Genomic DNA, 25623 nt, shown 5'->3' with positions numbered 1-25623 from the left:
ATGAACCTCGTAGAACTCCTACTTGATCCTCTCCAGTACGGATTCATGGCGCGCGCGTTGGCCGTTGCGGTTGTGGCAGCGATTGTCTGCGCGGTGCTCAGTTGTTGGTTGGTGCTCATCGGGTGGTCGTTGATGGGCGATGCCGTCTCGCACGCCGTGCTGCCGGGTGTTGTCCTCGCTTACGTCGTCGGCGCTCCATTTGCGATCGGGGCCTTGATCTTCGGGTTGATCGCCGTAGCGCTGATCGGACTGATCCGTAACACCAGCCGCGTCAAGGAAGACGCCGCGATCGGTATCGTCTTCACGACTCTCTTTGCGTTCGGTTTGGTTCTCATCTCGGTGACCCCCAGCCAGACCGATCTCAACCACATCATTTTCGGCAACCTGCTGGGGGTGAGCTCGTCAGATCTCCTGCAGGTCGCGATACTCGGCGCGTTGGCGTTGAGCATTCTGTTGATCAAGCGTCGTGATCTGACGTTGTTCGCCTTCGACCCGATCCATGCGAACGCGATAGGTCTTTCGCCCAAGCGCCTGGGTGCGCTGCTACTCGGCGTCCTCGCACTCACGTCCGTTGTGGCGTTGCAAGCCGTCGGCGTCGTGCTGGTGGTGGCGATGCTGATCATCCCCGGCGCGACGGCCTACCTCCTCACCGACAAGTTTTCGCGGATGCTGGTGATAGCTCCCGTCGTTTCCGCAGTCTGCGCGATTGCCGGTATCTACGTCAGCTACTACCTCGACACGGCCTCCGGTGGCATGGTCGTCATGACGCAGGGCATCGTGTTCGCTCTGGTGTACCTGTTCAGCCCCTCGCAAGGGGTGATCGCGAAATGGACTTCGCAGCAGCGTAGGACCCGAGCGGAATACAGCGCCGCGGGGCGTACGAGCCTTCCTGATCGTTCGTCCAGTTAACAATCCGCTACCAAATCGGGTAGGTTCGTACGGGCATTCGTCACCACAACATTCCGGCCGCAACGATGCCGGCTGCAAGACGATCGGTGGTGGCGCCTTGAACACCGATGGGTTCTTCGATGACGCAGTTCCGAGCGCGACGCACGTGGCTGGTTCTCGGCGTCGTTGTCGCGGTCATCGCTCTCGCCGGATCCGGGCTGCTCAGCCCACGAACTTCGGTTCTGGTGGACGATATCGCCCAGCTCGTCGGCGGAGCCACCGCAACTGCGGTCTGTTGGTGGACATCGCGGCGCTATCACGGCGTCGAGCGTCGTTGGCGAACTCTGATGGCTCTGGGTATGGCCGGCTGGACTCTCGGGATGTTCTTCTGGGCGTTCTACCGCTCGGTTCTCCACGTTCCACTTCCGTCGCCGTCGATCGCGGATATCGGTTTCTTCATGTTCCCGGTGTTCGCCGTGCCGGCGCTTCTGTCGTTGGTGCGTCAGTCGCCCCGGCGTGAGGCGATCGGTCCGATCCATCTCTGGCTCGTGCTGACGCTCGACGGCCTTGTCGTTGTCGGTGGATTGTTCATCCTCACGTGGACGACGGCCCTGGGCGCCGTCGTTCATACCGGTCCGACGGGATCTCTCGGGTTTCTTGTCGCGGTGATGTATCCGATCACCGACTTCGTTCTGATCGCCATGGTCTTGCTGATGGTCATCGGACCGAAGGCCGTAGCAGAGATCCGTGAACCGCTGACGTTCCTCGGGTGCGGGTTGGTGATGCTCTCCCTTTCGGACAGCCTGTACGCGTACTTGGTGGCGATCGGCGCCGAGAGTATGCCGACGATCGCCGATGCCGGGTTCATCGCGGGGCCGCCGTTGATCGCCTTGGCGGCGCTGACGAAGCGAACCGAGCCTCGGAACCGCAACGCGCCACAGCAGTGGCGAAGCGATCGGACTCAGTTGCTGCTGCCGTATCTGTTGATCGCGGTGATCGCGACGATCGTGACTGTTCAGGCGCTGATCGTCGGCAACCTCGATGCCGTGGTCGTGATACTCGGCGTCGGCGTTTTGGTTCTCGCGCTGGTGCGCCAAATACTCACGCTCCTCGAGAACGACGCGCTCCTCCAACAGATCTCCGCTGCCCAGGACGAGCTGAGGTACCGAGCACATCACGACCCACTCACCGAGCTTGCAAACCGGGCCGCGTTCGACGAACACTTTGCGAGCGCCATCGAAAACTATCGCCAGACGAACTCCGATTGGGTGCTGATGCTTGTCGATCTGGACGACTTCAAACAGATCAACGATCGATACGGGCACCCGGCCGGCGACCGGTTACTGGTTGCTCTCACAGCACGTCTGCGCGAAGCGGTTCCCGAGGGTGCGTTTGTCGCCCGATTCGGTGGCGACGAGTTCACAGTGCTCCTGCAGGGCACGATCGACGACGCCGTCGTCGTGGCTCGCCGGATCGTCGACGCGCTCAGGTCCGATCAGACGGCAGACACATCGGTGTCGGTGGGTGCGAGCGTTGGTGTCGCGCATTTCGAGTCCGCGCAGTTCGAGTTCGGGGACGAACCGCTCAGCGCGCACACTCTTCTTCGCCAGGCCGATGCGGCGATGTACGAGGCGAAGAGAAGTGGGAAGGGCGCTGTCGTTGTCTACGGCGACCGCCGCAAATGGTTATCGCCGTAGTAGTGCGAAAATCGTTGCCGGTGAACCCGATCCGGCTTTGTTGATCGCACCACCGACAAGGATGCTGGCCCCGGTGGTTGGCAGGGCGGCAAGATTGTTCAAGTTCTCCAGGCTGATTCGATGCTTGTCGTACAGGATTGTCGAGACGGGGTAGGTTTCGTCGTTTCCGAGGTCGGGACCGAACGTGTCGGTTCCCAATGCTCCGCGGGTGCCCAAACGGCCGGTGTCTATCAGCCACCGCGCCGCGTCCACCGAGAAGCCGGGCTGGTGGGTGACGCCCTCGGCATCGGAGTTGGCATATTCTTCGCTACCCCAGCGCGATTCCCATCCGGTCCAGAGAACTACGGCCGCTCCATCGGGGATCTTGCCGTTGCGCGTTTCCCATTCCTGCAGGTCCGCGACCGTGAGCGCATAGTCCGAATCGGCGGCAGCCTTGTCCCGGATGTCGATCTTCACTGCGGGGAGGAAGAGGTCCGCCGGATCGAGTTGGTCGGCTGTGAGGCCGCCTTCCTGGAAGTGTGCGGGTGCGCCCCAATGCGTGCCCGTGTGCTCACCTTCCTTGACGTACTGGAGGTAGTAGCCGTCGTCTGCGATGGTGGCCGCTGTGTCGAGAGTGAACTCGGGGTCGCCTGGAAAAACCGGCGTCGTCGCCGGGTCGTTCACGTGTGAGAGCGAAACAACCGACAACTGTTCGTTCAACGGGCTTGTTGCGTCTTGACTGCTTCCGGAACTGCTACCCATGTCGATCACCTGAGGTCCCGCTACCAGCGCCAGACCTGTGGCTGCGCGCTGAAGTAACTGCCGTCGTTTCATCGATCCCCCACCAATTTGTCCGAATTGAGAGTGTTGCAATCACTTTCGCTCCTTGAACACTAGGACAGAACCTTAGGCTGCTGCGGACCACGACGACCACTCCACATCGCGGACAGCTATGACCTGTCCGTGCGGTCGGTGATCTACGTACTGCGGATACTTTGCGGCCAAAGCATCGATCGCGCTCTCGGACTCCTTGGTGCCGGGGTCGAGAACCTCCGCATGTCCGTCGACGCGGACCCACCAGAGCGCGGACCAGTCGTCGTCGTAATGATCGACCAGCAGGCTTGCGCGCCCCGTCTCGGTGATGTTCCGGAGCCTGCGAAGAGCGGTCGTGGTTTTCGGTTTGTGGTCGACACAGGAATAGACGGTGCCGCCGACCAAGACGAATACCAGCGGCACGATGTGCGGAACGCCGGCCGCATCTGCCGTTGCCAGGTGAGCCACCCGCGCGGCTTCAAATCGTGCTCTCGGGTCGTCCATATTCACAGCGTAAGGGGATCAAGGGTTGCCGCGAGCCGCTGCTGACGGAACAGTGGTCTCATGGAACCGGATGAAGCGCTTCGGGAGATCGCCTACTGGCTCGAACGATCACGCGCTGAAACGCACCGCGTCAAGGCCTATCGCCGAGCTGCGGAGGTCTTTTCAGGATTGTCCGACGAGCAGAAGGAGTCTCGCCGGAAAGCCGACAGTTGGAAGGCCCTCACCGGCATCGGGCCGAAGACTGCGACGATTATCGCTCAGTCGTACGACGGCATCCCCGAGTATCTCGAGGAACTGCGGGGGCAGGCTGAGCCCATCGGCGACAGCCCATTGCGACAAGCGCTGCGCGGCGACCTCCACACCCACTCCGACTGGTCCGATGGTGGAAGCCCCATCGAAGAAATGATGCGACGCGCAGCAGCACTCGGCCATGACTACTGCGCCCTCACCGACCATTCGCCTCGCCTCACAGTTGCCAACGGGCTGTCCGCGGAGCGCCTACGGTCTCAACTCGACGTGATAGCCGGGTTGAATGCCGAATTGGCTCCCTTCCGCATTCTCACGGGAATCGAGGTGGACATCCTCGAGGACGGTTCACTCGACCAGGATCCCGATCTGCTCGACGAACTCGACATCGTGGTGGCGAGCGTCCACTCCAAGCTGCGGTCCGAACGTGAGGCGATGACCCGCAGAATGCTTGCTGCAGTGCGAAACCCGCGTGTCGATATTCTCGGACACTGCACCGGGCGTCTTGTCGAGGGTGCTCGCGGAACCCGGCCCGAGTCGCAGTTCGACGCGGAGAAAGTGTTCGAGGCCTGCCGCGAATCAGACACAGCCGTTGAGATCAATTCCCGACCGGAGCGTCGTGACCCGCCTTCGCGTCTGATCGAGTTGGCCCGCGATCTCGATTGTCTTTTCTCCATCGACACTGACGCCCATGCCCCCGGTCAGCTGGCTTGGCAGGGCTACGGCTGTGACCGGGCCGAAAAGTGCGGCGTCGAAGCCGATCGGGTGATCAATACCTGGACCGCCGACAACCTTCTGGAGTGGGCGGGCAATTGAGAGCATGCCGGAATGGGTCACCGAGGCGTGTGCTCGGTGACCTCCGGGTTCAGAGTCGTGTGGTGGAGCGGCGGGGTTTCCGGTCGGGGTCGATGCCCGGTGGTGGGATGAACCAGGGCAGGTGATCGGTGCCCATTCGGATTTCCCATTTGCCGGTGAATCCGGGTTTTCGGTGCATCAGGGTGTGGTGGGTTCGGCAGAGTAGGACCAGGTTGTCCATGACGGTTGGTCCTCCTTTGGCCCAGTGTTGGATGTGGTGGGCGTCGGTCCAGGCGGGGACGCAGTCGCAGCCGGGGAAGGCGCAGCCTTTGTCGCGGGCGATCAGGGCGGTGCGTTGTGCTGCGGTGACAAGCCTTTTGAGTGGGGTGACGTCGAGTGAGGCACCGTTTTCGTCGAGGAGGACGCTGGAGAGCATGCAGTCGCAGGCGATCATGCGGGTGCGGCCGACGCTCAGTGGTCCCATCCAGGGCATGTGGCCGACATCGAGATCTTGTTTGTCGAGATCGTGAAAGTCGAGATCGAGCATGCCGGGATCGTCGTCCTCGGACGGGGCAGGTGTTGAGCCATCACCCGTTGTGGCGCATTCACGGTGGTAGGCCAGGTCTTTGGCGTTGATATGCACGTTCAGGTGTGGGCGTTGGCCGCCGTCGATGCCGGTGGCAGCGTTGTCGAGGTAGCGCCGGATGAGTTCTGCCATGGCGTCTGCGTTGCGTGTGGCGGCGGGTCGTTTGTCGGGTGTGCCGTCTTCGGCGGGGGTGGGCATGGAGAGGTTGGAGAGGGCGGAGAGAAGCATTTCGCCGGTCACTCCGTCGAAATCGCCTCGGACGGCGACTCTTCCGTTGAGGGTGGGGGAGATGCGCAGTTCGTTGCGGTCGGTGTCTTCGCTTGGTGGTGGGTCGTCGGATTCGAACATGTGCTCGAGGACGCTGATGGCGTAGCGCAGTTTGACGGTGGTTGCTTCGGTTCCCGATGCTGCGGCGAGGAGTGTGTCGCGGCAGTACGGTAGTGCGGCGTCGGGCATTGCCTTGGGTGGGGATTCGCAGAACGCCACGATCAGTGCTGCGTGCTCGAAAGTGAGGTCACCGGCATCGAATTGGTCTTCGATCTCGGGAAACGACCGTAGCGCTTTGCCCAGGGCTGCGATTCTTCTGCCGGTGGAGATCTGCAGCATGGTGTGGTTCGCGAGCCATTGTCCGGTGCCGCGGTAGCAGAGTACTTGTTCGTCCGGGTTCAACGTCAGGGTGTCGACGGCGGCCACTCGAATGGCTTCCAGGCGAAGGATTTCCGCTGACGCGGTGATGGCGATCTCGCGGACGTCGCTGGGGTGAAGCCGCCACAATCGTCCGCGCACACCCACGGCGGAGTTGTTGACCACGTCGGTGACGGCATCGTCGGTGATGTTGATCGTCATGAGAACCCCCCGTTCCACCTCCCATCATACTCGAACATACTTTCGAGTCAAGGGCTTTTTCGAGAAGGTGAGGTGGGCCCGGACGTCGTGATTCTGTTGTTCGAGAGCAGATTCCGTCGCTAGAGCATCAGCGCCGGATCTGTAGTCAGTTCGATGTTCAGCCACGGTTCGTAGGGGAGATCGGCGAGGCTGGTGGCGAACGAGCGTCGTACTGCGTCTTCACCGTCGATGTCCCAGCTGTGTGGCGCGACCATGAACGTCGCTTCGACATACAGCTTGCGACCCACCTTGCTCATGGTGAGAGTCGGTTCGTCCAAACCGAATTCGTCGCGGACGACGGCGATGGCTTCGTGCACGCGGGCCTGAACGTTTTCGCCGGGAGCACCTTCGAGGAGTTCGATCAGTGCGGTTCGCAGAAGTGCGTACGGTTGCGGGACCAGCATCGCACAGCCGAGGAGGACCAAGACGGAGTCGACATATCGGTCGGCGTCGGAAAAATCGGTGCGGCCCAGGATCATTGCGACGACAGCACCGACCGCGACCAGCGCGCTGAAGGCAGCCGACGCTCCCCATTGCCTGGCTTCGGCGACGAGCAGATCAGATGTGCGGTCGACTTGTCCGACGTAGCGCCAGATGATGATCGACACCACTGCGCTGACAGCGCCGTATGCCACCAGAGACCCCGCGGTGACGTCGGCTCCGCCCGCGAGGATGACACGAACTGCCTCGACTGCGGCGTAGGCGAGCGTCGCCAGTAGTGCCATGCCCTGGACAGCGATGACGACCGGGATCAATGCCTCCTTTCCGAACGGGAAGCGTGCGGTGGGGCCCGAGTCGGCTATCCGCGAGACCCGCAGTGAGATCGCCGTCAACACCATTCCGATGAGGGCGTACACACCGTCGAGCAGGATCACCTGGGACTGCGAGATCCAGCCCCAGAATGCGGCGAGCACAGCCAACGCCGTTGCGACCACGAGCGAGTACCGCAGGGCCTTGCGTTCGCGGGTAGCGCTGTCTTCCTTGGTGCCCATGAATTCCAAACCGCCTGTCCGTTTCGATATTCCTTCACGTAGGAATACCAGCAACGACGCGCAGGCACGGGATCAGTGGACCAATTGCGCTGCCAGATCGAGAAAGTCCTCGGCGTTGATGTCGAACTCGTCGGAGAAGGACACATCGGGATTGCCCCTGGCTCCGAATTCGAGTGGTCGAGCTATGAAGGCTGTGCGGAATCCGAGAGCTTTGGCCGCCCGGATGTCATATTTGTGACTGGCAACCATCATGATCTCGGCCGGGTCGTACCCGAGATATCGAGCAGCCAGGTGGTAGATCTTCGGATCTGGTTTGAAGACGCCGGCCATTTCGGCAGTGAAGACGGCATGCCATGGCAGATTTCCGTGCCGGGAGATGCTGACTGCGGCATTCACGTCGGCGTTGGACAAGGCAGCGATTGTGTACTGCTGGCGCAGGGTTGTCAGGCCGGCGACAGTGTCGGGCCACGGGTCCAGGAATTTCCAGGCGGTGGTGAGTTCTTCCTGTTCGGCATCGGAAAGTTCGATGCTCTCGCGGGCCAACAGCTTGCGCAGAGCCTCGCGGTACACCGAATGTACTGTCACCCATTCGCCTGTGGAGTCGTCGGCCTCGGATGTGTTCGCGAAGTACTCAGCGCGCCAGAGATTGACGAATCTTGGCCAGTCCACGTCGGCGTCGGTGATTCGACGGGCCTCTCGGCACAGTGTGCTGTGAAAATCGGTCGCTGTGCCCTGGACGTCGAACAGCAGTGCTTTGATCTTCTCGCGCACTAGGCCTCCACTCCGAGATCACCTGACGGACTTCCTTCATTATTGCGGCCGCGGCGCCGGATTCGTGCTCGGTGAGCGCAAAGGCTCGACGCGTCGCAAAATAGACATCTATGGCCGACCGCGGATTTACCCCGACTCAGCTCGCCGCCCGAGCTGCCTACTTGCTGCGCGGAAACGACCTGGGCACGATGACCAGCGCTGCCCCGAAGCTGTATCCCCACATGTGGAGCTGGGACGCCGCGTTCGTGGCGGTAGGTCTGGCGCCGCTCAGCGTCGAACGGGCGGTAGTAGAGCTCGATACCTTGCTCTCGGCTCAGTGGAAGAACGGAATGATTCCGCACATCGTGTTCGCGAACGGTGTCGACGGCTACTTCCCCGGCCCGACGCGGTGGGATGTCAATGCGTTGGCAGCGCATGCTCCTTTGGGTACCGCTACATCGGGAATCACCCAACCCCCCGTTCACGCGATCGCGGTGCAGCGGATTCTCGATCATTCGCGTCGGCACGGACGTACGACGCGTGCGGTCGCGGAAGAGTTCCTCGACCGGCGCTGGAGCGATCTGGTTCGGTGGCACCGGTGGTTGGCGGAGGCCCGCGATCTCGACGGCAACGGCCGTATCGCGCTCTATCACGGGTGGGAATCTGGGATGGACAACTCTCCGCGGTGGGATCTGGCGTACGCGAATGTTGTTGCGGGACAAGTTCCTGCGTATCAGCGTGCTGATCTCGCTGTGGTGACGGACCTGTCTCAGCGGCCCACGGATAACGAATACGACCGCTACCTTTGGCTTCTCGAAGAGATGAAGGCCGTGCGGTACGAGGATTCTCAACTCGCCACTGCCATGAGTTTTGCCGTCGAGGACGTGTTTGTCAGTGCGGTTTTCTCGATGGCATGCGACGTCTTGGCAACTATCGGTGAGGAGCATTCGCGGCCGAACTCCGACGTCCGTGATCTGCGCGGTTGGGCAGATCGATTCCGGCAGGGCGTGATTGCCACCACCGATGAACGATCAGGTGCAGCAAAGGATTTCGATCTTCGCACCGGGCGATGGGTTCATACCGAGACCATCGCGATGTTTGCGCCGTTGCTGTGCGGCGGCCTGAGCCGCGATGCCGAGCGCGCTCTGTTGCGCACTTTCGAGGGGCCCAAATTCTGTGGTCACCCGGACATGCGGTTTGCTGTCCCACCGTCGACGTCTCCGGTTTCCGGCGATTTCCGTCCTCGGGAGTATTGGCGTGGCCCGGTGTGGCCGGTGATCACGTGGTTGTTCTCGTGGGCGTTCGCGCGTCGGGGGTGGGCCGAGAGATCGCACGTCTTGCGTTCGGAGGGGTTGCGGCAGGCCAGCGATGGCAGTTTTGCCGAATACTACGAGCCTTTCACCGGTGAGCCGCTGGGCAGTATGCAACAGTCGTGGACCGCTGCGGCTGTTCTCGATTGGCTCGGTTGAGTGAACATTCCCTGAATTAGGGGACAAAACGGACTAGTCGACCTTAGTCTCGGGAAATGGTCGAGCGACGGATCGTCAGGACATTGGGCAAGCTCACCCCGATCGCGATGGCAGCTGCCATCGCGATCACGGCACCTGGCCTCGCCGCTGCCGACGCTCCCCGTGGCCCGGACGTCTCTTCGTGGCAACACGTGGACGGAACCGGAATCGACTGGTTCCAGGTCAAGGCGTCAGGGCACGAGTTCGCGATGGTCAAGGCCACCGAGTCGCTCAACTACGTCAATCCGTACTTCATCCAGGATTGCCTGGTCATGCGTGCTGCCGGCGTCTCGCGCGGGGCCTACCACTACGCAGACGTTCGCCAGTCCCCCGAAGCCCAGGCCGCCTTCTATTCGGCGATCGTCCTGGGTATCAACGGACCTGGTGACCTCCCGCCCGTTCTGGATCTCGAGGACGCGAAGGGACTGCCCGCCGGGCAGGTCATCGACTGGACTCATCGCTACTTGAATACAGTCCAGGCACTTACCGGGCGGCAGCCCATCATTTACACGTATCCCAACTTCTGGCGTACTCAGATGGCCAACACCACCGAGTTCAACCACTACCCGCTGTGGATCGCCGATTACAACGGGCAGAACGCACCGGGGCCGCTACCCGGCGGTTGGTCCAACTGGACTTTCTGGCAGTACACCAGCACCGGACGCATCCCAGGAATCACCGGAAACACAGATATCAACGTCTACAGCGGAGCCCAGGGCGATTTCGATCGCTACGCCAACAGTGTGGGGTTCGGCAGCAGCTAGGTTGCGGCGGGGCCGTTGGCTCCGTGGCGCCCGTTTCGGGCCCTTTCGCCCTCGAGGCATTTGTCGCGAGGCATGTGGAAGGGCTCTTTTCGACGCCTTTGCCTCGCTTGGCTGGTTAGTCCGGTTGTTGCTCGTCAGTTACGAGAATTCTGCCGAACGGTAGCCACAGTCGCAGAATTTTCGACTAACTGAGCAGGATCAAAAGATAGCTGTGGCAGAAAATGAGCAGAACTGCTCTGCCTGAAAAGCTACAAAACGGACTTGAAGTTGGGTCTGAATCGAAGGCGGCCGCCCGGTTTCGGGCGAAGTTGGTGCCTCGCAATCCAACTATCGGAGCCTCGGGATGCTTCGTTACCGGCAGCAGTCGCTGGGTGTGGTCTGGATCAATTCGATCAATTTCGACGGGCTCGCACGCGTGATCGGACTCCATGCAGGACGGGGTTTCCGAACGTCGTTCGAGGGTCTGTGGCGCATCCAACAGGCCTTATCCATATTGGGCATTTGTCCAGATTCCATATCTTCCTCGAGGTTGGTCGTCACCCGATCTGGTCAGCGGAAACGTTGAATGTCATCGCGTTCGCCGCGGTGCCGCACTCCGAGGGCTGAATTGTCCGCTCGGACAACACTGCTCCTCGAAGCTTGTCCGATCTACGAACAAAAACGTCGATCGGTCTGCTTTGTCCGACTTTCGATGGGCAAGCTCCCGGTTATCTGTTATCTTGTTCCTGATAACTGGAAGGTTGCTCTCGATTTGCGCGGATTTCGAGGGCCAAGGTCCTGTTCAGGGCGGCTCTTCCAACACGCAGGTGTTTCCGAAGAGGAGCTCGAATGACAGGACCGGCAACAGCGTCCGGTGTGAGGTCGATCAGCCGAAAACAGGCGCATCGACCCGAACCAACCGATCAACCGGGAGTTCGCGCCAGCGCTCTCGCATCTCCGTCCATCGAACATCGATCAGGCACATCCTGGGGAGTAAGAAATGCCTAACGACATACCGCCGACAAGGTCGGCCATATTCACCGCAGGGCTCCCGCCCTGGGTGCGAGCGTGGACGGTGGTATGGACCGCCATCGCGATGATTCTCGGTATCTCCGGCGCGACGGCAGTGGTTGCGTCAGCGCAGCCGGCCGCGACGCTCGGCGGCCCCGTTCAGGCTCAGGCGCCGGCTCGCGCCGCTGTTCTTCCGGATGAACAGCCTGCAAAAGGCTGCGCATTCAGCGCCCCCGGCACCGGTCCGTTCTCGCAGAACATCTGCTGGATCGATATGTCGACGCTCGATGCGGCAACGGCTGCTTCTGCGGCCGGGCAGTCGATGGAAATCCAGCTCACCGACGGTTACAAGATCAACTTCAAGGCCTTCCTCACTGACTCGGTTGCAGGAAAGAATCACCAGGGGATCGAAACGAAGGCATTTCCCACGTTGCACTATGCAGCGTTGGGAACTTCCGCGTACACGGGTGTGCCGACGACGATCAAGCCGGCGATCTACCAAACCTCAGCCACCGCTGGTCAGTCCGGTGGAACAGTCTCGCTGAAGAACATCGTGATGACGGGGCCGAATGGCGCCGTCAACAACTACGGGCTCGTAGCAGCCGACGCTGAGTCGACAGACGCGAATATCAATACTACGAACGACCGTGAATTCCTCACTTTCAATTCGGACAAGCCTCTACGGCAGATCGCACGTACCGTCGGTGACGACAGTGATCCTGCCTACCCCGGAATTCGGGCCTGTGACGGTGGGCTGACGGGTATGCCAGCCAATACCGTCCGATGCGATTCGTGGAACAACGTCAATGGCCAGGGGCGCACGCCCGGAACGCTAGTCGTTGCATCGACTGCTCCGACAAGTTTCGCAGCCACTTTCGGAAATACCGTTCAGGCGACCTCGCGTCAGGGCCTGGCGTTCGGTGTGCTGCTGTCGAAGGTCAAGATCGACAAGGACCTCACGCGCGTCACCCCCGGTGACGATTTCACTATCGGCATGAGCACCGGACACCACGCTGATGCAGGCGCCGCTGCAGCAACCGAGATCAAGAGCACCACGACCGGTGCGACTGATACGACGGCATCGACTGGCTGGCGGACGCTCCTCGCAGATACCACGCCCACCCCTGTCACGTTCTGGGAGAAGCCAACTACCTCGGCGACCAAGACCGCGAACTATGCGACATCGTGGGATTGCCAGGTAAACGGCGTGACCCAGGCCCTCAGGGTCGGTGACGTTGCGCAGGCAGCACTTACACCGGGTGACAACGTGTATTGCAAGGTCAAGAACACCCCGGTTCTCGTGAAGAAGTCGTCGTCACCACCTACCGGTGAGACTGTCAATATCGGCCAATCAATCACCTACACTCTGAATTTCGAGAATCCGGGCACTGCGCCGGCAACGATCGACTACACGGACTACCTCGCCGACGTCATTGATGACGGAACGGTTGCGGTCGGTGCTGCAACCGGCGGACTCACCGCCGCATTGAACGGCGCCGACAAGATCAAGGTCGGCGGCACGTTGCCGGCCGGCGGCAAGGGGACAGTCACATACACCGTCACTGTCAAAGACGGCGGCAACAAAGTTCTGAACAACTATCTGGTTCCGGGGACTACAACTCCCCCCACAACATGTGATCCTGCAACCAATCTCTGCACGACGCATCCCATGCCTGGTTTCACGCTGACCAAGACGGCTGATCCGGTTTCCGGTTCGACGGTTCAGGCCGGCGACACCATTACGTACACCGTCACCGGTGCCAACACCGGCAGGACGGCCCTGACTCCCGCGACGATCACCGATGATCTGAGTGCGGTTCTCAACAATGCTGCTGTCGTTCCGGGCTCGCTGAAGGCGACCATCGACGGTGCTCCTGTTGCTGCTCCGACTCTTTCGGGCAGCACTTTGTCGTGGTCCGCGAATCTCCCGGCCGGTAAGTCTGTTGTTCTGACATACCAGGTGAAGGTCAATGCCGGCGTTGCCGCGGGAACGGTTCTGAACAACAAAGTCACCGGTACTGCGAAGCCGCCGACCGGTCCGGACATCACTCCTCCTCCGGTGGAAACGAATCACTCGGTTCCAGGTTTTACGCTGGCGAAGACTGCCGATCCGATCTCCGGTTCGACGGTTCAGGCCGGCGAGTCGATCAAGTACACCGTCACCGGCACCAACACCGGCAAGACGAAGCTTGATCCGGTACAGATCAATGACGATCTGGGTGCGGTCCTCAATAATGCTGCTGTCGTTCCTGGTTCGCTGAAGGCGACCATTGACGGAGCTTCCGTGGCTGTTCCGACTTTGTCGGGTACGACGCTCTCGTGGACCGGCGTGCTCGAAGCCGGCAAGTCGGTTGTCCTGACCTACGAGGTGAAGGTCAACGACGGTGTCGCTGCGGGTACGGTCTTGAACAACAAGGTCACGGGTACTGCGAAGCCGCCGACCGGTCCGGATATCACTCCGCCGCCGGTTGAGACGAATCACTCGGTTCCCGGTTTCACTGTCGCGAAGACTGCGGATCCTGCGTCGGGTACCGGCGTCAATGCTGGTCAGACGATCACGTATACGGTGACCGGTACGAACACCGGTAAGACGACGCTCAATCCTGTTGTGTTGACTGATGATTTATCGAAGGTTCTCGACAACGCGACGTTGGTGGACGGTTCGCTGAAGGCGACTGTTGACGGTGTCGACGGTGCTGCTCCGACGCTCTCGGGCACCACGCTCACCTGGACCGGTGGATTGGAAGCCGGTAAGTCGGTTGTCCTGACCTACCAGGTGAAGATCAATGCCGGTGTTGCCGGTGGCACGTTGATCAACAACAAGGTCACCGGTACTGCGAAGCCGCCGACGGGTCCGGAGATCACTCCTCCGCCGGTGACGACGGAGCATCCGGTTCGGTCTCCGAAGATTGCTGTGGTGAAGTCTTCTGATCCGGTGTCGGGTTCGAATGTTGTTGCCGGTCAGGACATCAAGTACACGCTTTCGTTCTCGAACACCGGTAACGGTGCGGGTGAGGTGGCGTACTTCGATGATTTGCGTCAGGTTGTGGACAAGGGTGCATTGAGTGGTTTGGCTGCTGATGCTCCGTTGGTTGCGACGATGGTCGGCAGTGATGGTTTCTCGGTGACGGGGACCTTGGCGGCCGGCGAAACGAAGACGGTGACGTATTCGGTGAAGGTCAATGCCGATGTGGTCGGTGGGGTGTTCGTGAACAACTTCGTTGTTCCGGGGACGACTCCTCCGGTTGATCCTCCGGAGGTGTGTGATCCGGTGACGCAGCTGTGCACGACGCATCCGGTGGTCTCTCCGAAGATTGCTGTGGTGAAGTCTTCTGATCCGGTGTCGGGTTCGAATGTTGTTGCCGGTCAGGACATCAAGTACACGCTTTCGTTCTCGAACACCGGTAACGGTGCGGGTGAGGTGGCGTACTTCGATGATTTGCGTCAGGTTGTGGACAAGGGTGCATTGAGTGGTTTGACTGCTGATGCTCCGTTGGTTGCGACGATGGTCGGCACGGATGGTTTCTCGGTGACGGGAACCTTGGCGGCCGGCGAAACGAAGACGGTGACGTATTCGGTGAAGGTCAATGCCGATGTGGTCGGTGGGGTGTTCGTGAACAACTTCGTTGTTCCGGGTACGACTCCGCCGGTTGATCCTCCGGAGGTGTGTGATCCGGCGACGCAACTGTGCACGACGCATCCGGTTCAGGTTCCGGGGTTCACGGTCGCGAAGGCTGCGGATCCGGTGTCGGGTACCAATGTTGCTGCGGGTCAGACGATCACATACACGGTGACCGGTTCCAACACGGGTAACACGACTCTTGATCCGGTGGTGTTGACCGATGATCTGTCGAAGGTTCTCGACAACGCGACGTTGGTGGACGGTTCGCTCAAGGCAACTGTCGACAGTGTCGACGGTGCTGCTCCGACCCTGTCGGGGACGACGCTCTCGTGGACTGGTGTGCTCGAGGCCGGTAAGTCGGTTGTTCTGACCTATCAGGTGAAGATCAACGACGGTGTTGCCGGCGGGGTTCTGATCAACAACAAGGTCACTGGTACTGCGAAGCCGCCGACGGGTCCGGAGATCACTCCTCCGCCGGTGACGACCGAGCATCCGGTGAAGGTTCCGGGGTTCACGGTCGCGAAGGCTGCGGATCCGGTGTCGGGTACCAATGTTGCTGCGGGTCAGACGATCACGTATACGGTGACGGGTGCGAATACGGGTAACACGACTCTTGATCCGGTGGTGTTGACCGATGATCTGTCGAAGGTTCTCGACAACGCGACGTTGGTGGACGGTTCGCTCAAGGCGACTGTCGACGGTGTCGACGGTGCTGCTCCGACCCTGTCGGGCACCACGCTCACCTGGACCGGTGCATTGGAAGCCGGTAAGTCGGTTGTCCTGACCTACCAGGTGAAGATCAACGATGGTGTCGCCGGTGGCACGTTGATCAACAACAAGGTCACCGGTACTGCGAAGCCGCCGACGGGTCCGGAGATCACTCCTCCGCCGGTGACGACCGAGCATCCGGTGGATGGCACACCCGCGATCGAGGTACTGAAGTCCTCTGTTCCGTCCACCACGAACCGTGTGGTTGGCGGCCAGGAGATCACGTACACGCTCACGTTCAAGAATGTGGGCACCGCGGATGGTGAGGTCAGCTTCTACGACGATCTCACCGACGTTCTCGACGATGCAGTAATGACGAAGGATCCGGCTACCACTTCCACGCTGGTTGTTTCGGGTGTCGTCGACAACGTCTTCACGGTCACCGGAAAGCTGGCCAAGGGCGAGACCGCGACAGTGACGTACACCGTCAAGGTCAATCCTGAGATCGGAACGTTGTCAGGTCCCGGATTCACTCCGGGTGTCCTGAACAACTACCTGGTGGTTGGTGGCGAGAACCCGCCAGTGGACTGTGTCCCGGGCGACGCTCTCTGCACCGAACACCCGATAGACCCGCCGGAGACCACCACTACGGTGCCGCCGACGACCACCACGACGCCGCCGGTCACGACGGAGCCCTGTGTTCCTCCGACGACGACCACGCGGATGGTTCCGACGACAACGGTTGCGACGACGACGGCTAGCGCGATCACTGCCGGTGACGCTGATGTGACCGGTACGGAGGAATCCACCACCGCGGAGGAGACCACCACAGAGGAGACCACGACAGAAGAAGTTGTCGCGGAAGAGATTGTGGATCCGTGTGGCGTGACGACAACGACGCCGCCGACGACAACGCCGCCGGTCACAACAGTTCCGCCGACCACGACGGTTCCGAACACGACGGTGCCGGTTACACCGACGATCATCATTCCCCCGATCGTCGTTGTGCCTCCGATCGTCGTACCGCCGACGGTTCCGGGTCAGCCGGTTCCGAGCACGGTTCCGGGACAGCCGAAGCCGCCGACAGCAAACCCGGGTCAGCCGGGTCAGCCGAAGCCGTCTGCTCCTCAGGGCGGGACGATCAACTCGGGTGGTGGCGCTGGTGAGAGTGGCGTGAACACCGGGTTGCTCGCAGCAGGTGGATTGGTTCTGCTGCTGGCGCTGGGAACGGGTGTTGTTCTCCTGACGCGTAAGCGTCGCGAGGACGGTGACAACTGATTCTCTTGAGAATCTGAGGTAAACGACGTGGGGCAGATCGCAGAGTATGCGATCTGCCCCACAGTCGTTTTCGTGTGTGTTACGAGCCGAGCCGAGATCCGTCCTTCTTCCAGGCTGCAACTACCGACGGGCGAGGCTGGGCGGAACCACCGTCGGGCCAATGGGATGCGGGGCTTTCTATGCTGGCGTCGTCGGTCTCGCCGGGGTGCTGGACGCAGACGATGACGCGCTTCTCGTCCACGATGGGGCCGCAGGTTTCGGCGCCGACGGGAACGGTGAGGAACTGCTTTGTCTCACCGCGGTTTTCGCCTTCGAGGACAACGCTGAACAGCCCGTCGTTGGACTTGAGTGCGTTGCCGTCGGTGGAGATCCACAGATTGCCGTGCGGGTCGAAGGCAAGGTTGTCCGGGCATGAGATGGGGCTGACCTTGCTCTTGTCGAACCCGCCGAAGTAAGTATCGGCTGTGGCCGGATCTCCGCAGACGAGAAGAAGATTCCAGCCGAAGGTGGTGCCGGCGTGGTCGTCGGTGATTTCGAGGACCTGGCCGTTCTTGTTATTGTTCCTCGGGTTCGCCTCGTCGGCCGCGGCGCCACCGTCGACTCCGCGCTTGGTGTTGTTGGTCAGTGCGACGTAAACCTTGCCGCTCTTCGGGTTTGCCTCGAAGTCCTCGGGGCGATCCATCTTCGTTGCCCCGACCTTGTCACCGGCCTGGCGGGTGAAGACGGCGACCTCTTCGGCGCTCATACCGTCTACCAGCGATTCGCCCTTGCCGTCTTCGCCGGTGCGCAGGATGGCTACCCACTCGCCGGTTCCGTCGAACTTGCCGTCCGACGGAAGTTTGCCGCTGCCGTCGATCTCGCCGGCGGAGTTTCCGCTGAGCTTTGCGACGTACAGTGTTCCGGCGTCGAGCAGAGTCATGTTGTGGCGCATGGCTGCTTGACTCTTGCCGTCCTGCATCTTTCGGCTGGAGACGAACTTGTACATGTAGTCGAAGCGCTCGTCGTCGCCGCTGTAGGCGACGACGGTGCCGTCCGCCGTGATGTAAATGGTGGCGGCTTCGTGCTTGAAACGTCCGAGCGCTGTGTGCTTGATCGGAGTCGACGACGGATCCCAGGGATCGATCTCGACGACGTATCCGAATCGGTTGACCTCGTTGGGTTCTGCGACCAGATCGAACCGCTTGTCGAATCGTTCCCACTTGCGCTCGGAAGCGGCACCGGCAAGACCGTAGCGCTTCAGTCGCGCTGCGACCGTGGGATCGGTGACACCCTCGGCGTTCGCGAAGTACTGGTTGAAGTTCTCTTCGCCGGAAAGCACTGTGCCCCAAGGTGTGACGCCGCCGGCGCAATTGTTGAGGGTGCCGAGCACTTTGGTTCCCGTGGGATCGGCACTCGTCTTGAGGAAGTCGCTGCCTGCAGCGGGGCCGGTCACGACAAATTCCGTGGTTCCGGTGATGCGGCGGTTGTTCGATCCGATCTCCGGTACGAGCTTGCCGTTGTCGGATTCGCCCTTGACCTGCACGACCGACAGTCCGTGGCTGGCCAGGCCGATCTTGAACTGCTCCTCGGTCGGGTTCTCCGCATCGTAGCCGCGGAACATCGCCGGCTCGGTGGAGTATTCGTGATTGACCACGAGTAGGTAGGTGTTGGGCTGCCCGTCGACCGGGAGCAATCCGGCGAAGTCGTTGTTGAATCCGAACTGCAGTTCCTGCGCTGCCGCAGTCTGCTTGTCGAAGTCGAAAGCCGGGGCGCCGGCGAGAACGGCGTCACCCCAGCGAATCACGACGGCTTGATCGTATCCGTCAGGGACGGTGACCTTGTCTTCCTTGTTGGGCGCGACAGCGCTGAAGTTCGTCCCCGCTGGTGTCGATCCGCTGCTGCTGCCGCTCGTCGATCCGGTTCCCGGTTCGGCACTTGCGGATTCGTCCGAACAGGCGACGAGGGCGCTGCCCGCTCCCACCGCGAGCACTGCCATGCCGCTGCCCCGGAGCAAGCCGCGACGACTCAGCGCTGTGCGTGCGATGTCGCGGAAGTACTCGCCGCCCGAGGTGTTGGGGACCTCGTGAGAGCACGCGTTTCCGCACTTGTACTGGCAGGTGATCGACGCGCGTGCAGACACGCCGTCGTGTTTGACGAACAAGGCCAAAGGCTTGATAGCCACCGTGAACTCCCGAGATTCGATGTACGGACTTCGGGAACCGTAGAAGCTCTAAGCAAGGGTAAAGGAACGTAAAAATGAACGGCAAAACAACGAGGTGACCCTTACCCGCGGTTTACGACGCGTCCCCGCGGGGACGTCGCATGACATTTGTCATCGCTGATCCGTGACGGTGTCACCGCAGGTGATGACGCAGTGCACTGTTTTCGGCTCTGACTTCCCGCGAAGCTTGGATGCATGAGAGAACCACATGAGGGAAGCCTCCTGACGGACCTGATGGACATCGGACCCGCACCCACGATGGGCCGCGAACTTGTTGTGATCGTCGTGAATATTGCGATCATCGGAGTGCTGTTCGCGATCATCGGCTCCAATCCCGTGTTCTGGATTCTTGTTGCCGCTCTCGCTGTCTATGCGGGTATCCGATTCGTGATCGGACTGCGCGGCTGGAACCGAGCGGAGGCGCAGCGATGAAGGGCGATCCCGTGATCGACGTAGTCGGAATGTCGCGGCGTTACGGCTCCGGTAAGGAGGCGTTCGATGCTGTTCGCAATCTGGATCTGAGTGTTCAGGAAGGCGAGCTGTTCGGCCTCCTCGGAACCAATGGTGCCGGCAAGACGTCCACTCTCGAAGTGATTCAGGGTCTTTCACGATCCAGTGCCGGAACGGTGCGCGTTCTGGGCATGGATCCGGTGCGCAACCGCAAGCAGATTCGCCCGTCGCTTGGCATCATGCTCCAGAAGGGTGGCTTGCCCCAAGACCTGACTGCTCGTGAGAGTTTGGCGATGTGGGCCGGAACCTGCTCGAATCCGCTGCCCGTGGACGAGGTGCTCGAGCGCGTGGACATGCGTGACCGTGGTGATACCCGCGTGAAGTTCCTCTCGGGAGGTGAGGCGCGGCGACTGGATCTGGCGTGCGCGATCATCGGCCGGCCACTCGTCCTGTTTCTCGACGAGCCGACTACTGGTTTGGATCCCGAAAGTCGACGTAACACTTGGCAATTGATCGCTGACTTGAAAGCGTCGGGCGTCACCATCATGTTGACGACGCATTACCTGGACGAAGCCGAGTCCCTGTGCGACCAGTTGGCGATCATGCACCGAGGATCGGTGGTGCGCAGCGGAACCGTGGCGGACGTCGTCGCGGATCATCCTGCCCAGATCAAACTGCACCGTCCCGGTCTTCCGCTCCCGGCCCTGGCCGGCGCCGAGGTACGCGTCGAAAACGATCTGGTGGTGATCACCACTCGCACAGTGCAGGAGACGCTGACGGAACTGCTGCTGTGGGCACAGCACAACAACATCCTGCTGACCGGCCTGGATGCCCGCGCGGCATCCCTGGAGACCGTATTCCTCTCCATTGCAGACCAATTCGATCATCACGCAACTCTCGAAGGAGCGTCGGCATGAACCGCATAGCAACCCTGTCTCGTTCGGAGTTCACGCTCCTGGGACGAAATCGACTGTTGCTCTTCAACGCAATCGTCCTCCCGTTGATCTTTCCCGTGGGGATGCTGTACCTGTCGCGCGATGGCGGGTTGTCCGACAAGTCGGTGTCGGCAGGCCTCGAGGTGTTTGCACTCTTCCTGCTCGTGTTCGTGGTCTTCTACAACCTCCTGTCGGTGTACGCGACGCGTCGTGACGAGTTGGTTCTCAAGCGACTACGGACCGGGGAATGCAGCGACGCCGAGATCCTCGCGGGCCCGGCAGTGCCGTCGTGGGTTCTCACCGGCCTGTTGACGGTGGTGATCGGAATCGCCGTGATGGTTCTGGGCGGTAGTGCTCCGGTCAATCCGGTCCTGGTGCTGGTCGCGGTGATCGGCGGCGCCGCGCTCTTCACGGCGCTGGCGTTGATCACTTCGGCTGTCACGCGAAATGCAGAGGCGGCGCAGATCACCTGCATGCCGATTCTGATTCTGGCGACGGCAGGTATGTCCTCGATCAGGAATGTCGTGCCGGACAACGTTGCTCGCATTCTCGATTTCACTCCGCTGGCCGCAGTAGTGGACCTTCTCAATCTCGGATGGCTGGGGCGGACCACTGGCGAACTGGCTGATCTGGGCGATGCGCCCGGTGCGGCAGCGGGATTTGTCGACACCTTCGGTTCGGCTGCGCAACCGCTGTTGGTCATGCTGGCGTGGATCGTCGGTTCGGTTCTGATCGCGAACGTCCACTTCCGCTGGGAACCGCGTTCGTAGAACTCTGAGAAGGTAGTGGGCATGATCGCGCAGAACTTCGGACGCTGGAATCCGAGACGGACGTGGCGAACCGCGTCGAACGTCGACAAGGTTCGCCTCTACACGCGGCAATCGTTCATCATGGTCGCAGTGGTTTTCGGTGGCTTCGGTGCGGTCACCGAGATAGTTGCGGATCGGTACCTGTCGGGTGTCTTCCTCGGAATCAGTGCCGTTGCGTGCGTCATCGCCGTGTCTCGGATGCCTGATCTGGGCGGAGTCGTGGCCAAGCCCGTCCAGATTCCTCTTGCCGTGATGACGTTGTCGGCGTTCTGCTCGGCGGGAATTGCCTTGGGAAGCAATGGCGAGAACGGCCCGTACTTCTGGCTGGCGGCAATCCTTGTCGTGCCCCTTGCGGGGTTGACGTCGTTGCGCTGGCTGATCGTGGGCTCGGTGGCCGCCGGGGTTGTACTGGGACTGCTTGCGGGTCCGGAAAGCGGCGTGTCTGTCGGAATCGTCGCCGCCTTCATGGGGCTGACCGTCTACATGTCGGTGTGGCTGCTGCGGATGGTCACCGAATTGGACGAGGCACGCGGAGCCGCTGCCGCTCTGTCCGTCGCCGAGGAACGGTTGCGATTTTCACGCGACCTCCATGACGTCGTCGGGCGGGCACTGTCTGCAATTGCGGTGAAAAGTGAACTTGCAGCTACTCTTTCACGACGCGGCGACGATCGTGCCGCCGCGCAGATGGACGAAGTACGCGAACTTGCGCAAGATTCACTCGACGAAGCGCGCGAGTTGGTTCGGGGATACCGGTCCATCGCCTTGGCGTCCGAGCTGGCCGGTGCGCAGTCTCTGCTCGAGGCCGCCGGAATCTCCACCGCGATACGTGGATCGGCAGATCAGCTGCCGGTGGAACTGGCCGAAGCTGCCGCCTGGGTCGTCCGCGAAGGAGTGACCAACATTCTCCGGCACTCGAGTGCCGAGAATTGCAGCATCGAGGTGTTCGCGGACGGCGTCGTGATCGCCAACGACGGCGCACGGATCGCAGAGCCGAACAACGGAACCGGCCTGAACGGATTGCGCGAGCGCGTCGGCGCCGTCGGAGGAATTGTCGAAACCGTGCAGGACGAAGATCGCTTCACCCTCACCGCCCACTTTCCGTCCCGAACGAAGGAGTCTCGGTGACCGAGCCGATCAAGGTACTGCTGGCCGACGACGAGAACCTGATCCGCTCGGCTCTGGCCATGATGTTGTCGCTCGAGGACGACATCGTTGTCGTCGCGGAAGCCGAATCCGGCGAGGATGCCGTGGTCGCTGCTGCAAAACATCAACCTGACGTAGCCGTGCTCGACCTTCAAATGGCAGGTATCGACGGCATCGAGACGGCGCAACAGATTGCGCAGACGGTCTCGGGGTGCGTCTCGATCATCGTGACGAGCCACGGGCGTCCCGGGTATCTGAAGAAGGCACTGTCAGCAGGCGTCCGAGGATTTCTGCCGAAGACGACGCCTGCGGCGACGCTCGCCGAGGTGGTCCGCAGCGTCCACGCGGGCGGGCGGTACGTCGATCCGTCGTTGGCTGCCGAGGCAATCGGCGCCGGCGACTCACCGCTTACTCCGCGCGAGGCGGACGTACTCGAATACGCGGCCGACGGAGCATCCATCGAGCAGATCGCTTCCCGGGCACACCTCTCGGCAGGAACCACCCGGAACTATCTGTCGTCAGCTGTCACCAAACTCGGTGCTGCCAACCGGCACGAAGCAGCGGTGATCGCCCGCCGGCAGGGGTGGATTTAGGGCCTTCGGCCCCGTGCGCCTTTCTGGTTGCGGGCACTACCAAAAAGGCGCACAGGGCCGAAGGCCCCGCAATGTCGAGAATCCCCGACTTGCTTCGTCCCTGTAGTGAAGTGCGACCAGAATGGGTGGCACCGACACAGAGGAGATTCACGATGGCCAAGTACTTGCTGCTCAAGCACTACCGCGGCGCTCCGGCTGCAGTCAACGACGTGCCGATGGACCAGTGGACGCCGGACGAGATCACTGCCCACGTGAAGTACATGCAGGACTTCGCGGATCGGCTCGAGAAGGCGGGCGAGTTCGTCGACGGTCAGGCTCTCGCTCCTGAGGGCACCTTTGTCCGATACGACGGTGAGGGTCGCCCCCCGGTCACCGACGGTCCGTTCGCGGAAACCAAGGACCTCATTGCCGGCTGGATGGTGATCGACGTCGACAACTACGACCGTGCCGTCCAATTGGCCGGCGAGCTCTCGGCCGCGCCCGGCGCAGGCGGGAAGCCGATTCACGAATGGCTCGAACTGCGCCCGTTCCTGACCGAGCCGCCGACCATCACGGACTGAAACCTGTCATGGACGACGCCCTGCTTCGGAGTCTGACTCCGAGCGTGCTCGGCATCCTCGTCCGCCGCGGAGCAGATTTCGCGTCGGCCGAGGACGCCGTGCAGGACGCTCTGCTCGAGGCGGTCAGGGTCTGGCCGGACAACCCGCCGCGGGACCCGAAGGGCTGGCTGGTCACGGTGGCCTGGCGGCGGTTCCTCGACGGGATCCGGTCGGATGCGGCTCGCCGTAAGCGGGAGTTTCTGGCTGACGAGCAGCCAGGCGAGCGGCCGGTCAGCGGGTCGGTGCCGGGCGTGGACGACACACTCCAGCTCTACTTTTTGTGCGCGCACCCGTCGTTGACGCCGTCGTCCGCCGTCGCACTCACGCTGCGCGCTGTCGGCGGGCTGACCACCCGCCAGATTGCGCAGGCCTACCTGGTGCCCGAGGCGACTATGGCTCAGCGCATCAGCCGAGCCAAGCGCACGGTCTCCGGCGTCCGGTTCGAGCAACCCGGCGATGTCGCCACCGTCCTGCGTGTCCTCTATCTGGTCTTCAACGAGGGGTACTCCGGCGACGTCGACCTGGCTGCCGAGGCCATCCGGCTCACCCGGCAGTTGGCGGCCGCGATCGATCACCCCGAAGTCGCAGGGTTGCTCGCACTGATGCTGCTCCATCACGCTCGTCGAGCCGCGCGAACTGCCGCGGACGGCAGTCTGGTTCCGCTAGCCGAGCAGGATCGCAGCCGGTGGGACACCGATTCGATTGCCGAAGGAGTCGCAATCCTCCAGTCAGCTCTCGCTCGCGACCGACTGGGTGAGTTCCAGGCCCAGGCCGCCATTGCCGCACTCCATGCCGACGCTTTCACAGCAGACGGGACCGATTGGGTGCAGATCGTGGAGTGGTACGACGAACTCGCAGCCTTGACCGACAGCCCGATCGTCCGGCTCAACCGAGCGGTGGCCGTCGGCGAGGCAGACGGACCACGCGCCGGATTGGCAGCTCTTGCAGCGCTGGACGATTCACTTCCACGCCATGCCGCAGTCGAGGCCTATCTGCGTGAACGCGACGGAGACCTCGAGTCGGCGGCGAGGTTGTATGCCGATGCAGCGCACAAGGCATCCAACCTCGCCGAACGCGACCATCTGATGCTTCAGGCGTCCAGGATCAACGCCCGTCGATCTCCTGCAAGCGCCCCTGAGTCAGAGAACCTGTGAGAGGAACGCTTGCAGTCGATCTGTTTCGGGATCGTCGAAAAGCTGTTCCGGAGTACCGGTTTCGACAACGGCACCGCGATCCATGAACAGCACCTTGTCGGAAACGGAACGCGCGAAACCCATTTCGTGCGTCACGACGACCATGGTCATGCCGGACTTCGCGAGATCGGCCATCAATGCCAGAACACCCTTGACCAGTTCGGGGTCGAGAGCTGACGTCGCCTCGTCGAAGAACATGACCTCGGGCTTCATCGCCAGGGCGCGGGCAATGGCGACGCGCTGCTGCTGACCACCCGAAAGGTTGCCGGGCCGCGAGTCGGCCTTCTCCCTGAGCCCCACCAGATCCAGCTGCTCGAGCGCGAGCGCCCGAGCTTGCTCCTTCGACAAACCCTTGAGCTTGTTCGGCCCGAGTGCGATGTTCTCGGCGACGGTCTTGTGTGGGAACAGGTTGAAGTGCTGGAACACCATGCCGATCCGCTGGCGTAGCTCGTCGGGGTTGTCCTTCAGGACGGACTTCCCGTCGAGCAGCACGTCACCCTGCTCGGGCTCGTGCAGACGGTTCAGCACGCGCAGGAGCGTCGACTTGCCCGAACCGGAGGGCCCGATGACGGTGACGGTGTTTCCGGCGTCGACGTGCAGGTTGACGCCGCGAAGCACCTTGTTGGTGCCGAAGGACAGATGCAGGTCCTTGCCGGTGAGCGATACGGACTTCAGTTCAGAGCTGGTGGTCATGTC

Annotated in this window: 20 protein-coding genes; 13 read left to right on the top strand and 7 right to left on the bottom strand. The window is 61.7% G+C overall.

The features are described from left to right. Both AOT96_RS10110 and AOT96_RS10105 read left to right on the top strand, forming a co-directional pair. On the top strand, positions 1-909 hold the full coding sequence (locus AOT96_RS10110) for a metal ABC transporter permease (protein WP_065351667.1): 909 nt from the start codon (positions 1-3) through the stop codon (positions 907-909). 119 nt (positions 910-1028) lie between these two features. Further along, on the top strand, positions 1029-2585 hold the full coding sequence (locus AOT96_RS10105) for a GGDEF domain-containing protein (protein WP_007729043.1): 1557 nt from the start codon (positions 1029-1031) through the stop codon (positions 2583-2585). Here the strand turns inward: AOT96_RS10105 and AOT96_RS10100 are convergent. Together AOT96_RS10100 and AOT96_RS10095 are read right to left on the bottom strand one after the other, a co-directional pair. After that, on the bottom strand, positions 2574-3326 hold the full coding sequence (locus tag AOT96_RS10100; RefSeq protein ID WP_007729041.1) for a cyclase family protein: 753 nt from the start codon (positions 3324-3326) through the stop codon (positions 2574-2576). The two genes, AOT96_RS10105 and AOT96_RS10100, sit on opposite strands and share 12 nt — an antisense overlap. A 144-nt stretch (positions 3327-3470) precedes the next feature. Continuing rightward, positions 3471-3881: a TIGR03668 family PPOX class F420-dependent oxidoreductase gene (locus AOT96_RS10095; RefSeq protein ID WP_030537452.1), complete on the bottom strand. Its 411-nt coding sequence runs from the start codon at positions 3879-3881 to the stop codon at positions 3471-3473. Between the two features lie 60 nt (positions 3882-3941). Between AOT96_RS10095 and AOT96_RS10090 the strand changes: the two genes are divergently transcribed. Continuing rightward, on the top strand, positions 3942-4943 hold the full coding sequence (locus tag AOT96_RS10090) for a PHP domain-containing protein (RefSeq protein ID WP_065351666.1): 1002 nt from the start codon (positions 3942-3944) through the stop codon (positions 4941-4943). Positions 4944-4992: 49 nt separating this feature from the next. Here the strand turns inward: AOT96_RS10090 and AOT96_RS10085 are convergent, their stop codons facing one another. The 3 genes from AOT96_RS10085 to AOT96_RS10075 all read right to left on the bottom strand — a co-directional run bounded on the left by AOT96_RS10085 (position 4993) and on the right by AOT96_RS10075 (position 8156). Further along, positions 4993-6354: an HNH endonuclease signature motif containing protein gene (locus AOT96_RS10085; RefSeq protein WP_065351665.1), complete on the bottom strand. Its 1362-nt coding sequence runs from the start codon at positions 6352-6354 to the stop codon at positions 4993-4995. A gap of 119 nt (positions 6355-6473) precedes the next feature. Beyond that, positions 6474-7385: a cation transporter gene (locus tag AOT96_RS10080; RefSeq protein WP_065351664.1), complete on the bottom strand. Its 912-nt coding sequence runs from the start codon at positions 7383-7385 to the stop codon at positions 6474-6476. Positions 7386-7457: 72 nt separating this feature from the next. Continuing rightward, complete coding sequence (locus tag AOT96_RS10075) at positions 7458-8156, bottom strand: haloacid dehalogenase type II (RefSeq protein ID WP_007735269.1); 699 nt, start codon at positions 8154-8156, stop codon at positions 7458-7460. 110 nt (positions 8157-8266) lie between these two features. On the opposite strand from AOT96_RS10075, the gene ggh reads away from it, so the two are divergent. The 3 genes from ggh (at position 8267) to AOT96_RS10060 (ending at position 17005) form a co-directional block, all read left to right on the top strand. Beyond that, the gene (gene ggh / locus AOT96_RS10070; protein WP_042449890.1) at positions 8267-9604 is read left to right on the top strand and encodes a glucosylglycerate hydrolase; all 1338 of its coding nucleotides are present in this window, start codon (positions 8267-8269) and stop codon (positions 9602-9604) included. Between the two features lie 107 nt (positions 9605-9711). After that, positions 9712-10407, top strand: coding sequence for a glycoside hydrolase family 25 protein (locus AOT96_RS10065; protein WP_370334015.1), 696 nt, complete (start codon positions 9712-9714; stop codon positions 10405-10407). Positions 10408-11386: 979 nt separating this feature from the next. Continuing rightward, complete coding sequence (locus tag AOT96_RS10060) at positions 11387-17005, top strand: DUF7927 domain-containing protein (protein ID WP_231917424.1); 5619 nt, start codon at positions 11387-11389, stop codon at positions 17003-17005. A gap of 79 nt (positions 17006-17084) precedes the next feature. Here the strand turns inward: AOT96_RS10060 and AOT96_RS10055 are convergent, their stop codons facing one another. Then, positions 17085-19166: a PhoX family protein gene (locus tag AOT96_RS10055; RefSeq protein WP_065351663.1), complete on the bottom strand. Its 2082-nt coding sequence runs from the start codon at positions 19164-19166 to the stop codon at positions 17085-17087. Positions 19167-19400: 234 nt separating this feature from the next. On the opposite strand from AOT96_RS10055, the gene AOT96_RS10050 reads away from it, so the two are divergent. The 7 genes from AOT96_RS10050 to AOT96_RS10020 all read left to right on the top strand — a co-directional run bounded on the left by AOT96_RS10050 (position 19401) and on the right by AOT96_RS10020 (position 24888). Continuing rightward, positions 19401-19637: a hypothetical protein gene (locus AOT96_RS10050; protein WP_228401538.1), complete on the top strand. Its 237-nt coding sequence runs from the start codon at positions 19401-19403 to the stop codon at positions 19635-19637. Next, on the top strand, positions 19634-20572 hold the full coding sequence (locus tag AOT96_RS10045; protein WP_054828431.1) for an ABC transporter ATP-binding protein: 939 nt from the start codon (positions 19634-19636) through the stop codon (positions 20570-20572). The genes AOT96_RS10050 and AOT96_RS10045 overlap by 4 nt, the downstream gene beginning before the upstream one ends. Then, on the top strand, positions 20569-21360 hold the full coding sequence (locus AOT96_RS10040; RefSeq protein WP_003946064.1) for an ABC transporter permease: 792 nt from the start codon (positions 20569-20571) through the stop codon (positions 21358-21360). The genes AOT96_RS10045 and AOT96_RS10040 overlap by 4 nt, the downstream gene beginning before the upstream one ends. Positions 21361-21381: 21 nt before the next feature. Beyond that, positions 21382-22524, top strand: coding sequence for a sensor histidine kinase (locus tag AOT96_RS10035; protein WP_007735262.1), 1143 nt, complete (start codon positions 21382-21384; stop codon positions 22522-22524). Further along, positions 22521-23135, top strand: coding sequence for a response regulator transcription factor (locus tag AOT96_RS10030; protein WP_003946002.1), 615 nt, complete (start codon positions 22521-22523; stop codon positions 23133-23135). Before AOT96_RS10035 ends, AOT96_RS10030 begins: the two co-directional genes overlap by 4 nt. A 152-nt stretch (positions 23136-23287) precedes the next feature. Then, positions 23288-23695, top strand: a complete 408-nt coding sequence (locus AOT96_RS10025; RefSeq protein ID WP_003945999.1) for a YciI family protein — start codon at positions 23288-23290, stop codon at positions 23693-23695. A gap of 8 nt (positions 23696-23703) precedes the next feature. Next, the gene (locus AOT96_RS10020; protein WP_065351662.1) at positions 23704-24888 is read left to right on the top strand and encodes an RNA polymerase sigma factor; all 1185 of its coding nucleotides are present in this window, start codon (positions 23704-23706) and stop codon (positions 24886-24888) included. Here AOT96_RS10020 and AOT96_RS10015 read toward each other — a convergent pair. Beyond that, positions 24874-25620 (bottom strand): amino acid ABC transporter ATP-binding protein, encoded by a 747-nt coding sequence (locus AOT96_RS10015; protein ID WP_003946070.1) that lies wholly within the window; start codon positions 25618-25620, stop codon positions 24874-24876. The genes AOT96_RS10020 and AOT96_RS10015 overlap by 15 nt on opposite strands. Between the last annotated feature and the right edge of the window lie 3 nt (positions 25621-25623).

This window comes from Rhodococcus sp. 008 (assembly GCF_001682295.1).
Lineage (GTDB): Bacteria > Actinomycetota > Actinomycetes > Mycobacteriales > Mycobacteriaceae > Rhodococcus_F > Rhodococcus_F qingshengii.
The sequence above is the reverse complement of the archived record's forward strand: the minus strand, read 5'-3'. Positions and strand labels throughout refer to the sequence as shown.

Bases quoted from the DNA above. Each gene is read 5' to 3' on its own strand.
- AOT96_RS10065 (WP_370334015.1), top strand. From the start codon at position 9,712: ATGGCAGCTGCCATCGCGATCACGGCACCTGGCCTCGCCGCTGCCGAC.
- AOT96_RS10045 (WP_054828431.1), top strand. From the start codon at position 19,634: ATGAAGGGCGATCCCGTGATCGACGTAGTCGGAATGTCGCGGCGTTAC.
- AOT96_RS10040 (WP_003946064.1), top strand. From the start codon at position 20,569: ATGAACCGCATAGCAACCCTGTCTCGTTCGGAGTTCACGCTCCTGGGA.
- AOT96_RS10080 (WP_065351664.1), bottom strand. From the start codon at position 7,385: ATGGGCACCAAGGAAGACAGCGCTACCCGCGAACGCAAGGCCCTGCGG.
- AOT96_RS10095 (WP_030537452.1), bottom strand. From the start codon at position 3,881: ATGGACGACCCGAGAGCACGATTTGAAGCCGCGCGGGTGGCTCACCTG.
- AOT96_RS10015 (WP_003946070.1), bottom strand. From the start codon at position 25,620: ATGACCACCAGCTCTGAACTGAAGTCCGTATCGCTCACCGGCAAGGAC.
- AOT96_RS10110 (WP_065351667.1), top strand. From the start codon at position 1: ATGAACCTCGTAGAACTCCTACTTGATCCTCTCCAGTACGGATTCATG.
- ggh (WP_042449890.1), top strand. From the start codon at position 8,267: ATGGCCGACCGCGGATTTACCCCGACTCAGCTCGCCGCCCGAGCTGCC.
- AOT96_RS10090 (WP_065351666.1), top strand. From the start codon at position 3,942: ATGGAACCGGATGAAGCGCTTCGGGAGATCGCCTACTGGCTCGAACGA.
- AOT96_RS10050 (WP_228401538.1), top strand. From the start codon at position 19,401: ATGAGAGAACCACATGAGGGAAGCCTCCTGACGGACCTGATGGACATC.
- AOT96_RS10020 (WP_065351662.1), top strand. From the start codon at position 23,704: ATGGACGACGCCCTGCTTCGGAGTCTGACTCCGAGCGTGCTCGGCATC.
- AOT96_RS10105 (WP_007729043.1), top strand. From the start codon at position 1,029: ATGACGCAGTTCCGAGCGCGACGCACGTGGCTGGTTCTCGGCGTCGTT.
- AOT96_RS10060 (WP_231917424.1), top strand. From the start codon at position 11,387: ATGCCTAACGACATACCGCCGACAAGGTCGGCCATATTCACCGCAGGG.
- AOT96_RS10100 (WP_007729041.1), bottom strand. From the start codon at position 3,326: ATGGGTAGCAGTTCCGGAAGCAGTCAAGACGCAACAAGCCCGTTGAAC.
- AOT96_RS10035 (WP_007735262.1), top strand. From the start codon at position 21,382: ATGATCGCGCAGAACTTCGGACGCTGGAATCCGAGACGGACGTGGCGA.
- AOT96_RS10085 (WP_065351665.1), bottom strand. From the start codon at position 6,354: ATGACGATCAACATCACCGACGATGCCGTCACCGACGTGGTCAACAAC.
- AOT96_RS10025 (WP_003945999.1), top strand. From the start codon at position 23,288: ATGGCCAAGTACTTGCTGCTCAAGCACTACCGCGGCGCTCCGGCTGCA.